This is a genomic window from Thermus sp. (genome assembly GCF_056332225.1).
Map to the genome: position 1 here is coordinate 1 of NZ_JBWGQW010000046.1, position 11164 is coordinate 11164.

4 protein-coding genes and 1 CRISPR repeat array are annotated in these 11164 nt (G+C 68.3%); of the genes, 3 read left to right on the plus strand and 1 reads right to left on the minus strand.

Annotated elements, in window-relative coordinates:
- Positions 1-487: helix-turn-helix domain-containing protein (locus AC01Y6_RS08145; protein ID WP_476671057.1), on the minus strand; the 487-nt coding region annotated here is incomplete at its 3' end.
- A gap of 66 nt (positions 488-553) precedes the next feature.
- On the opposite strand from AC01Y6_RS08145, the gene AC01Y6_RS08150 reads away from it, so the two are divergent.
- Genes AC01Y6_RS08150 through AC01Y6_RS08160 form a run of 3 tightly spaced genes read left to right on the plus strand, consistent with a single transcriptional unit; the run spans position 554 to position 9969 of the window.
- On the plus strand, positions 554-6070 hold the full coding sequence (locus AC01Y6_RS08150; protein ID WP_476671059.1) for a DEAD/DEAH box helicase: 5517 nt from the start codon (positions 554-556) through the stop codon (positions 6068-6070).
- Positions 6071-6080: 10 nt separating this feature from the next.
- A complete protein-coding gene (locus AC01Y6_RS08155; protein ID WP_476671061.1) occupies positions 6081-8060 on the plus strand; it encodes a 3'-5' exonuclease in 1980 nt (659 codons plus the stop codon).
- A gap of 37 nt (positions 8061-8097) precedes the next feature.
- Entirely contained in the window at positions 8098-9969 is a 1872-nt protein-coding gene (locus AC01Y6_RS08160) for a hypothetical protein (RefSeq protein WP_476671062.1), read from the plus strand.
- A gap of 207 nt (positions 9970-10176) precedes the next feature.
- Positions 10177-10977: a CRISPR direct-repeat array (repeat unit 36 nt; unit sequence GTCGCAATCCCCTTACGGGGCTATGTGGTTTGCAAC).
- Positions 10978-11164 lie beyond the last annotated feature (187 nt).

Consider the following 11164-nt stretch of genomic DNA (forward strand, 5'->3'; position numbering starts at 1 on the left):
TCTCCCGCAAGGCCACCTGGCCGCTCCGGGTCAGGGAGAGAAGTTCTCTGCCGTGCTCCACGAAGACCTCCCCGAGGCCTGCCTGAAGGTCTAAAAGCAGAGGGCGCTCTACCTGAAGCAGCTCCTTGGCCGCTTCCACCGCCTGGCGCACCCGCTGCATGGAAATGCGGTGCTCCCGGCGCAGGGCCGCCAGCACGTTGGCCTCCACCAGGTTGTGGAAGGATAGGAACGGCCCGCCCCCGGGGGTTTGAATCAAGGGCGGCGACCACTCTCGCTTGGAACCGCCTTGCGCCAGGTAGCCCCGCTCCCGCACCCACGTTCGCAGGGTGGCCTCCGGCACGCCCAGGTACCGGGCCGCCTCCCGGAGGGTGTAAAGGGGAGCGTCCCTCGGGTCCCGGCGCTCCCCCGGGGGGAAGGCCCCTCGAGGCTCGCCCGGAGTCAAGGGGTTGTTCCTGCCGTTCTCCCCTCCCATTCTCGTCCCAATCATACCCGCTTTTGCCGACCGGCAAAGGCCCAAGATCACGGGCCACGCCCTGCCGTTTAAACTTAGAACATGCCCTGGAAGCTCCAGCCCGACGACCTCCGCCCCGAGCGCTGGTTCGCCCAGGTCCTCCCCCGCCTGGTGCAGGGGGAAGCCCTGGACTGGTCGGGGGTGACCGAGGCGAGTCCGGAGGGCCTCGAGGCCCTCTTCTCTCCCCTCCTCGCCCTGGACCTTTCCCCGGAAGAAGTGGCCCGCCGCCTGGGAGTGGGGACCATGCCCGAGGCCCTTCGCGCCTGGGCCCTCGCCCGGCTTGGGCTCTCCGAGACCTCCTTGAGGGCGGGGGCGCCCCAGCGCGACCCCTTCGCCCAGCTCCAAAGCATCCAGGAAAGCTTCCGGGGCTACGCCGAAAGCTTCGTGGAGCCCAGGAACCCACGGATCGCCGACTTCCTCCGGAAGGGCGTGGAGGAGGAGGACCTCCTCTGGCGCGAGCCCTTCATCGCCCAGAAAAGGCGCTACCGCCTGGGGAAAAGCGTGGACGAGCTCATCCGGGAAGGCCTCCTGCCCCCGGAGATCCGCCCCCTCCTGAGGCGCAACCCGGAAGACTTCCAGGACCCCACCCCCTTCCACCCCTACGTCCACCAGGAGGAGGCCCTGCGGGCCGCCCTACGGGGAGAGAGCTTCGTGGTGGCCACGGGCACGGGCTCGGGGAAGAGCCTGGCCTTCGGCATGCCCATCCTGGCCCACGCCCTGAGGGAGCGCCGCCCGGGCGTCAAGGCGGTCCTCGTCTACCCCATGAACGCCCTGGCCAACTCCCAGTACCGGGACTTCGCCCTGAGGCTCCACGGCTCGGGCCTCCGCATCGCCCTCTACAACGGCGAAACCCCCCGCACCCGGGAGGAGGGGCAGGCCCTAAGGGAGCGCCTCAGCCTGGAGCGCACGGTGAGCGACGCCGAGGTCCTGAGCCGGGAGGAGATCCGGGAAAACCCCCCGGACCTCCTCCTGACCAACTACGTCCAGCTGGAGCTCCTCCTCACCCGCCGCGAGGACCGCCTCCTCTTCCCTCCCGAGCACCGGGGGGTTTTGCGCTACCTGGTCCTGGACGAGGTGCACACCTACGCGGGCCTCAGGGGGGCGGACGTGGCCCTCCTCATCCGGCGCCTGAGGCAGCACACCGGGGCCGGGGAGGGCCTCCAGGTCATCGGCACCTCGGCCACGGTGGACCGGGGGGAGGAGGCCATCCGGCGCTTCGCCGAAAGCCTCTTCGGGGCCCCCGTGGCCCGGGTCATCGGGGAGACCCTCGAGGACCCCCCTCCCCTGGACCTCTCGGGCCTCCCCGAGGAGCTCAAGGAGGCCGTGCGGGCGCGCCCCGGGGGCGAGGCCAGGGTGCGCCGGGTGGTCCTCTTCCTGGAAGGGGCCCTCGCCGAGCCCAAGACCCTGGGGGAGCTCGCCCAGGAGCTCGCCAAGGCCGAGGGGGTTCCGGAGGACCAGGCCCGGGCCGAGGTGGCCCTGGGCCTAAGGGTGGGGGCGGCCACGGGCTACCTCATCCCCCGCATCCACGCCTTCTACGCCCAGGCCCCGGACCTCACCGCCACCCTGGACCTTGTGGGCCTCTCCCTCAAGGGGGAGCGGAACCTGAAGGGCAGGCCCGCCTACCCCGTGGTCTTCTGCCGCAACTGCGGCCAGGAGTACCTGGTGGCCCGCCTGGAGAAGGGCCGCTACCTTCCCGGGCCCTCCCTGATGGAGCCCTCCCGCAAGGAGGTGCGCTACCTCCGGCCCGGGTTCTGGCACCCCGAGAAGGAGCCCCTCCCCGAGGACTGGCTGGACGAGAAGGGCCGGGTCAAGCGGGACCGGGCGGGCCTGGTTCCCCAAAACCTCACCCTGGACCCCTTCACGGGGGAGGCCCAGGAGGGGGGCGTGCCGGTGGCCGTCCTCCCCTACCCCTTCCAGTTCTGCCCCACCTGCCAGGTGGCCCACTCCCGGCGGGGCGGGGAGATCCGGAAGCTCGCCGCCTTCGGCCTGGTGGGCCGCTCCACCGCCACCGACCTCCTCCTCCTCTCCACCCTGGCCACCCTCCCCGAGGAGGAGCGCAAGGTCATCGTCTTCACCGACAACCGCCAGGACGCCGAGTTCCAGGCGGGCCATTTCCAAGACCTCTTCCGCAAGGTCCTCTTCCGCCAGACGGTGCTGGAGGTCCTGGAACGGGGCCCCGCCTTCCTCTCGGAGCTTGGGCGCCAGGTCTACGAGGCGTGGCAACGGAGCGACCCCAGGCGGGAGGCCCAAGCCCTCTACGACCCCTTCGGCCCCGAGGGCCGGGCGTACCAGGAGCTCCTCTCCTTGGCGGCGGTCCTCGAGGCCACCCGCAACACCCAGCCCCACCTCAAGAACCTGGAGGCCGCGGGCCTGGTGCGCTACCGCTACCGCCACCTGGAGGACCTGGTGCGGGAGGAAGGGGTCTGGAAGGGCCTCGAGGCCCCCGAGGAGGTGCGCCGGGACTACCTGGCGGGCCTTTTGGACCTCGCCCGAAGGCGGGGGGCCATCGCCCACCCCCTCCTCAACCCCTTCCACTTCCGCTACCAGGTGGAAGAGCCCCTGGCCGCCTACCCCCACGAGGTCTTCGTGGAGCCCGTGGGGGCCGCCCTCCTCCTGGAGGCCCGACCCCCCAGGCCGCCCCGCTTCGGCCACGCCTTCCGCCTCTACGGGGACCGGCGGCCAAGCCTCTTTGAGGCCTGGACCATGCGGGCCCTGAACCTGCCCCGGGAGGAGGCCCAGGCCCTCCTCCGCCGGGTGGTGGGGGCCCTCAAGGACGCGAGGGTCCTCCTCCCGGTGGAGTTTCCCGCCTACGGCAAGGAACGCGTCCAGGGCCTGGCCCTGAGCCCCACGGCCATCCTCCTGGAGAAGACCGAGGGGCGCTACCTCTTTTGCCCCCGGAGCACCTACACGGGCCAGCTCTACGCCCTAAGGCTTTCCCCGGAGTACCCGGCCCAGGCCCTGGAGGAGCGGGAGGTCCACCCCTTCTACGAGGCCCTCTACCGCAGGCGGCCCTTCCCCGCCCCCCTCGAGGCCCGCGCCCACTCCGGCCAGGTGCCCGGGGAGGAGAGGCGGAAGCTGGAGGAGCGCTTCCGCAACCCCCAAGACCCCTTAAGCCTCCTCGTGGCCACCCCCACCCTGGAGATGGGCATAGACATCGGGGCCCTCTCCTCGGTCTTCCTGCGCAACATCCCCCCCTCCCCCGCAAGCTACGCCCAGCGCTCGGGCCGGGCGGGGCGGAAGGGACAGCCCGCCCTCATCCAGGCCTTCGCCGGGGCCCTGGGCCACGACGCCTACTTCTACCGCTACCCGGAAAAGATGGTCCGGGGAACGATCCAGGCCCCCCGCTTCCTCCTGGATAACCCGAGGCTCATCCAGGCCCACGTGCGGGCCCTGGTCCTCGAGGTCCTGGCCCAGTGGGACCTCTCCCTCCCCAGGACCGTGGCCGAGGCCCTGGACTACGAGGACCAAGGCCACGCCTTCCCCTTGAGGCCAGGCTTCCTCAAGCCCTTCGCCGAGGGCATCGCCCGCCACAAGGAGGCCATCCTCGAGGCGGTGCGGGGCGCCTTCCGGCAGGAGATGGCCCGGTTTCCCTGGTTTACCGAGGACCTGGCCCGAAGCGTGGTAGAGGGCTTCCTCGCCGACCTGGACCGCGAGCTTGACCCCTGGCGCGAGGAGTACCAAGACGCCCAGGCCCGCTACGCCGAGTTCGCCACCCGCCTAGGCCACATGGGCCCCAAGAACCCCCTCTTTGAGGAGGTGCGGGGGGAGGTGGACCGGGCGGACCGGCAGCGGCGCTTCCTGGTGGAGATGGAGCTCCGGGGCTACCTGGAGACCCGGGGCTTCCTCCCCAACTACGCCTTCGGCCGGGCCACCGCCTCCGCCGAGCTCGTCACGCCAAGCGGGGAAGTGCGCCGCCTGGAGAGGCCCACCTTCATCGCCCTCACCGAGCTCGCCCCCGGCAACACCCTCTACTACGGGGGCAGGCGCTACCACTTAAACCGCCTGGCCCTCCTCCCCAGGCCCGAGGCCTTCCGCCCGGCCAAGCGCTGCCCTTCTTGCGGCCACGTGGAGGTGGAAGGGTCCTGCCGGGCCTGCGGGGCGAGCCTCGCCGCGGAGCCTCCCACCCTCAAGCTCCTCCCGCCCCCGGCCCTCCTGGGCCTGCCCCAAAGGCGCATCACCAGCGACGAGGAGGACCGGGCCCGCCTCGGCTACGAGGTGGAGTGGGACTGGAGGCCCAAGGCCCCCAAGGCCTACCGAAGCGGCGAGGTGCGCCTCCTCTACGAGCACAACGCCGAGGTGGTGGCCCTGAACAAGGGCCTCAGGGCCTGGTTCCTGGAGGAGGAGGACACCCCCTTGCAGGGGGGCTTCGTCTACTGCAAAAGGTGCCGCCGCTTCCTCCTCACGGAAAAGGAGCTGGAGGAACACCCCTGGAAGGAGGGCAAGGAGGGCCGCTGCCCCGCCGGGGGGCAGGAGGCGGACCTGGAACGGGGGGTGGTCCTCGAGGCCCGGGCGGAAAGCGACGTCCTGGCCCTGGAGGTGCCCCTTCCCCCCGGGGTGCCCCCGGAGAAGCAAGAGGCCTTCTACTTAAGCCTTCTCGCGGCTTTCCGCAAGGCCGCCCTGGTGGTCTTGGAGCTGGCCGACGACGAGCTCTTTGGCTTTCTGCAAAAGACCTCGGGCGGCCGGGCGCCTTACCGGGTGGTCCTGGCCGAGGGGTACGAGGGGGGCTTGGGGGCCCTCGCCGCCCTCGCCGCCTGGCCCCCCGAGGAGACGCCCCATCCCCTAAAGGAGCTCGCCGCCACCGCCCTAAGGCTCATGCACCAGGGCGAGGAGAACGCCTGCGAGCGGGCCTGCTACGACTGCCTCATGGACTACGGCAACCAGGCCCACCACGCCCTCCTGGACCGGACCCTGGTCCTGGATTTCTTCGCCGAGCTTCAGGAGGCCCTATTCCGGGAGGAGCGGGAGGAGGAGGCCTGCCCCGGGCTTGGGGCGCTCCAGGCCCTTTGCGAAAGCGAGCTGGAAAGGCGCTGGCTCCTGGAATGCTGCCGGAGGGGCCTTCCCCTCCCCGAGGAGGCCCAGCGGGTCCTGGACCTGGGGGGCACCCACACCCGCTTGGACTTCTTCTACCGGAAGGGGATAGGGGTCTTCGTGGACGGCCCGCCCCACGAGGACCCCGAGCGGGCCCGGAAGGACCGGGAGCTCCGCGGGCGCCTCGCCCTCCTCGGGGTGCCCTACGTGGTCTTCCGGGACGGGGAACCCTGGGACGAGGCCTTCGCTGAGCTCAGAAGGCTTTTGGGGGCCGGACCGGAGGAGAGCTGGGAGGAAGCTTTGGATTTAGCGGACCCCGCCTACCGGCCCCTCCTCGAGGGGCTTCGCCGCCTGGGCTTCCCGCCCCCGGACGAAGTGGGGGAGGACCTGGTCCAGGGGGGGCGGATCGTGGGGCAGAGCGTGGCCCGCTGGGGTGGGAAGCGGCTCGTGCCCCCGGGCCTCGAGGGCTTCGGCCTCGCGGTCAAACCCGACACGCCCCCCGAGGAGGTGGTGCGATACTTGAAGGCGTGAGGAGGGTCCTATGAACGTGGCCATCGCGGAGTCCTTTTATAAAAGCCTCTCCGAGCTCACCCGGGAGGAGCAGGACCAGGTGCGGGAGACCGTCTTCCTCTTCCTGCAAAACCCCAAGCACCCCAGCATTAAGTGGCACAAGTTGAGGAAAAAGGGGTTCTCGTCCATCTACGTCAACCTGGACCTGCGCATCATCCTCTACGAGGGCCGCGAGGTGTACATTTTGGTCTACGTGGACCACCACGACGACGCCTACCGCTGGGCCGAGAACCACCAGGCGGAGGTCCACCCGAGGACCGGGGTCCTCCAGATCTTCCGCGTGGTGGAGGAGATCAAGGTGGTGCCCCGGGAGGTCCGCCCCCTCCTCAACTACCCCGAGGACTACCTCCTGGACCTGGGGGTGCCCCCCTCCTACCTCCGGCCCCTCCTCCTCGTGGAAAACGAGGACCAGCTCCTAGAGCTCCTCTCCGGCCTCCCCCAGGACGTCCAGGAGAGGCTTTTGGACCTCCGCGCGGGCAAGAAGGTGGTGCCGCCCCCCAAGGTCAGGACCCTGGAGGACCTCGCCCGCCATCCCCTCTCCCGCCAGCACCTGCAGTTCATTCAGAACCTGGACGAGCTCCGCCGGGCCCTCTCCCACCCCTGGGAGCGGTGGATGGTCTTCCTCCACCCGGCCCAGCGGGAGGCGGTGGAGCGCGCCTTCCAGGGCCCCGCCCGGGTCACGGGCTCCGCGGGCACGGGGAAGACCGTGGTGGCCCTCCACCGGGCGGCCAAGCTGGCGGAGCGCTACCCGGGAGCCCCCCTCCTCCTCACCTCCTACAACCGCTTCCTGGCGGCCCGCCTCCGCGCGGGGCTCCGCCTCCTCCTCGGGGAGGTGCCGGGGAACCTTACCGTGGAAAACCTCCACAGCCTGGCCGTGCGGCTCCACCAAAAGCACCTGGGCCCGGCGCAGATCGCCAAGGAAGAGGAGTACCTTCCCTGGCTCTCGGAGGCCGCCTCGAGCCTTTCCTACGAGCCCGGGTTCCTGCGCTCGGAGTTCGCCTTCCTGGACGCCTGGGGCCTTTACGAGTGGGACCTCTACAAGGGCTTCCCCAGGAGCGGGCGGGGGGTGCCCCTCACCGCCCGGGAGCGGCGCAGGCTCTTTGACGCCTTCCAGAAGGTCTGGGAGCGGATGGAGGCCAAGGGGCTCCTCACCTTCAACCGGCTTTTGCACCGGCTTCGGGCCAAGGCGGAGGCGGGAGAGCTCCCCCGCTTCCGGGCGGCGGTGGTGGACGAGGCCCAGGACCTGGGCCCCGCCGAGCTCCTCTTCCTGCGCGCCCTGGTGGAAGAGGGTCCGGACGACCTCTTCTTCGCCTTAGACCCGGCCCAGCGCATCTACCGGGCCCCTCTTTCCTGGCAGGCCATGGGCCTCGAGGTCCGGGGCCGCTCCATCCGCCTCAAGGTGAACTACCGCACCACCCGGGAGATCGCCCAGGCCGCGGAGGGCCTCCTTCCCCCCGAGGTGGAGGAAGAGGTGCGGGAGGTGCTTTCCCTCCTGCAGGGCCCCCCGCCCTCGGTCCGGGGCTTCCCCACGCAGGAGGACTGCGCCGAGGACCTGGTGGCCTGGGTGAGAAACCACCTGGACTTCGGAATCCCGCCGGAGGAGATCGGGGTCCTCACCCGGGTCCGGGACCTGGCCCGGGGGCTCCGGGAACGGCTCGTGGCCCACGGCATCCCGGCCACCCTCCTCTCCGACAAGGAGGAGCAAGAGGGAGGGGTCCGCTTGGGCGCGGTGCACAGCGCCAAGGGGCTGGAGTTCCGGGCCGTGGCGGTGTTCGGGGCCAACCGGGACCTCTTCCCCTTGGAGTCCCTCCTCAAGAAAGCCCCCTCGGAAGAGGAACGGGCGCACCTGGAGGAGCAGGACCGCAACCTCCTCTACGTGGCCTTTTCCCGCGCCCGAGAACACCTCTGGGTGGGCTACTGGGGCGAACCTAGCCCTTTTCTGAAGGCGTGAACCCCTCATGCTCCAAGCCAACCTCTTTCCTCTCCTCGTGTCCCCGGAAAGTCTCCGCATCTACCGGTACCGGCACCGGGCGCCCGAGAAGCTTTTGGGTTATCTCCGGTCCCAGGGGTTCTTCGCCGAGATCCGGGGAGAAGAGGTCTGGGTCTACGGGGTGGAGGCCCCCCAGGCCCGAGCCCCCCTCCTCGGCACCTCCAAGCCAAGAGGCACCAGGGAGGCGACCAAGGCCTTCAACGGCTTCCTCCACCGGTTTCTCGTCCAAAAAGGCTTCTACCGAAGCGGCAGGACGTGGTTTGACCCCGAGGATTACGTGGAGATCGCGGGCTACCTGAACCTCCGGCCTCGAGGGCCCAAGGTCCCCTTGGCCGTGCGCCTCCATCAGGGGTACTGGGTGGAGGTGGTCCGCCTCGAGGGCGCCTACTTCGCCCTGGTGGACCTGGAAAAGCAGGCCCTTACCAAGGCCACCCTAGCCGAGCTGGGAAACGAGGCGCTCCAGCACCTTCGGGCCCTCCAGGAAACCCCTCCCCTCAAGGCCTTGGACCCCAACAAAAGGAGAGACGTCCCTCTAGAGAAAGCCTCTCCTGAGGCCCACCTTCTCCTTCACCCCCGGGTGCTCTCGGAAATAGAGGCGCCGCTCGCTCAGGGCTCGGGCCTTCGCCGACTCTCCCAGGACACCTTTCGGGAAAGCCAGTTCAGCTTTAAGGATCTGGACGGAAAGGTGCGCCTGGTCTTCCAAGGGATTCTGGACCCCGAGCCCTGGACCCTTCCCCCGGAACGCCTCGCCACGGTAGCCCAAGGCGCCCTTCGCATGGGCCAGGGCCTTGGCCGTGAGCCGAAGGAAGTGTTGCAAAAGGGCTTTTTCCGCCCCCTGGGGAAGGCGGTCTTCCACCTCGCCTTTCCCCAGATGGACCTGTCCATTTCCGCGAAATCCCCCGCGGGTCAGACCCAGGCCCACATCAAGGTAAAACCCCGGGGAAAGCCCGAAGAGTGGAAGGCTCGCCCCGCCTATGCGGAGGACAGGCTCCGAATCAGTGCCCGGGAGCTCCTCCTCCTCCATTTCGTGGACAAAAACCAGCTCAAACGGTCCTCCAAAGGGCAGCGCCTTCTCGCCCTGACCCCTTCCTCCCCAAGTTTCCTAGAAACCTGGGAGAAGATGGGCGCTTCCTTGGAGCTCCAGCGTCCCCCCTTGGTCTACGACCCCAAAACGGGCGAAGCCCTGCAGGGAGGCCCGCTCGCCGCGGACATCGCGTTCCTCCTGGCGCCGGAAGAGGTGGCTCCTGAGGTCCTAAAGCGGGTGCACAAGGCCTTAGAGACCTCAGCCCGGATCGTCCAGTGGGTCCAGCCCACGACCCTCCAAAATCGGCCCCATCTGAGGGAGCTGGCTTATAACCTGGCCCGCAAGGCGGGGGCTATTCCCTTTTTGCTGGAGGGGTTCACACGCCACGTGCTCGGTCTCGTCCACACCCGGAACGGCTTCTTCTGGAGGCTTCTCTCCCCGGAAGGGCAGCTCGCCGATCAGGGCTCCGACCTGCCCCAAAAGGCCCTACCCCAGCCTTTGGTGGTCCACTTCCGAGGAAACGACGAGGCCCTAGAAAGGGTGCTCAGCTGGACGGGATTGCCCTTGGTGCGAATCCAGACAAGCCGCCTCCGGTTCTCCAAAAAGGCCTTACCCTTGGGCACCTACTTCCGGCCCATCCCGGAGCTGGCCTACCTCCACGCCCACCCTGGCCATCCCGGTTGGCCCAAGGCCCTGAAGGTGGAGGTGGTCCAAGGAGACCTGCCCTTGGAGGAAGCCGTGGCCCAGGTCTACTGGCTCACCAAGGTGGAGGGCGGCCTCCACCACCCCAACGTCCTCCCCCTAAGCGTGGCCGAGCCCACCGGCGCGCCGGGCGACCCAGACTAGGCGCCCACGCATGGGCCTGGCAACGCCCCTTCTTCCAACCGCCTCCGCAGGCTTCCCATAGCCTCGGCCACCGCTCCCTTCCGCGCTGCCTCCCGGCTCAGCCCCTCCAGGCAGGCCTGGGCTCTTCTTTTTTCTCCCGGGAAGCTGGGGCCTCGAGGCGGGCATCCCCGCCCGAAGGGCCTCCCACAAAGAGGTCTTGAGGCCCGCGTCGCAATCCCCTTACGGGGCTATGTGGTTTGCAACCCTGGTGGACGAGGCCCAGGACCTCAACCCCGCCCTCATGTCGCAATCCCCTTACGGGGCTATGTGGTTTGCAACACCTTCTAGATGCGATTCGTTCCTCTCGCGGGGATCACCATGGGGTCGCAATCCCCTTACGGGGCTATGTGGTTTGCAACCCTACGCCAACCCCGAGGTGGGGATTTGGTCCTGCAAGCCTAGTCGCAATCCCCTTACGGGGCTATGTGGTTTGCAACCGAAGACGAGGAGGGGATGGAACACGCCTGGGTGGTGGAGTCGCAATCCCCTTACGGGGCTATGTGGTTTGCAACTTCCAGGAGTAGGCCGCGAGGCGGGGCGGGACCTGGCCGAGAGTCGCAATCCCCTTACGGGGCTATGTGGTTTGCAACCGTCGAGGCTCTGTTGGAGGCTGGCGCGCTCCACGAGTGGGAGTCGCAATCCCCTTACGGGGCTATGTGGTTTGCAACATGGAGGGCTACCGCGTACCGGAAGGGTGGCTTGACCTGCAGGGTCGCAATCCCCTTACGGGGCTATGTGGTTTGCAACAAAGACTTCCATTTCAAAAGCCGCCCTCGAGTTCTACGGTGTCGCAATCCCCTTACGGGGCTATGTGGTTTGCAACACCTGCAGGCAATAAAACCATCCAGTAGAAAATTGGAGTCGCAATCCCCTTACGGGGCTATGTGGTTTGCAACCGAGTACGCCTACCCACTATCCTATCAATAGTTTTAGGTCGCAATCCCCTTACGGGGCTATGTGGTTTGCAACTCTACCCCCCTAAGAACCCCGTCCTGGACGGCACTGCCAGAGGGGGGTTTATGAGAAAGATGAAGTTTGGAATATGCACACGGCGAATAACGGGGGTTTTCGGGGGTTTATGCCGATGAAAAGCCACAGGAGAAAGGGGCGATGAGAAGGTGAAAGCGCATATTGCCCATCCCCAAGGGAAGAACTG

What these genes read in the sequence shown, in the direction of transcription:
- AC01Y6_RS08150 (WP_476671059.1), top strand. Translation starts at nt 554, where the DNA reads ATGCCCTGGAAGCTCCAGCCCGACGACCTCCGCCCCGAGCGCTGGTTC.
- AC01Y6_RS08155 (WP_476671061.1), top strand. Translation starts at nt 6,081, where the DNA reads ATGAACGTGGCCATCGCGGAGTCCTTTTATAAAAGCCTCTCCGAGCTC.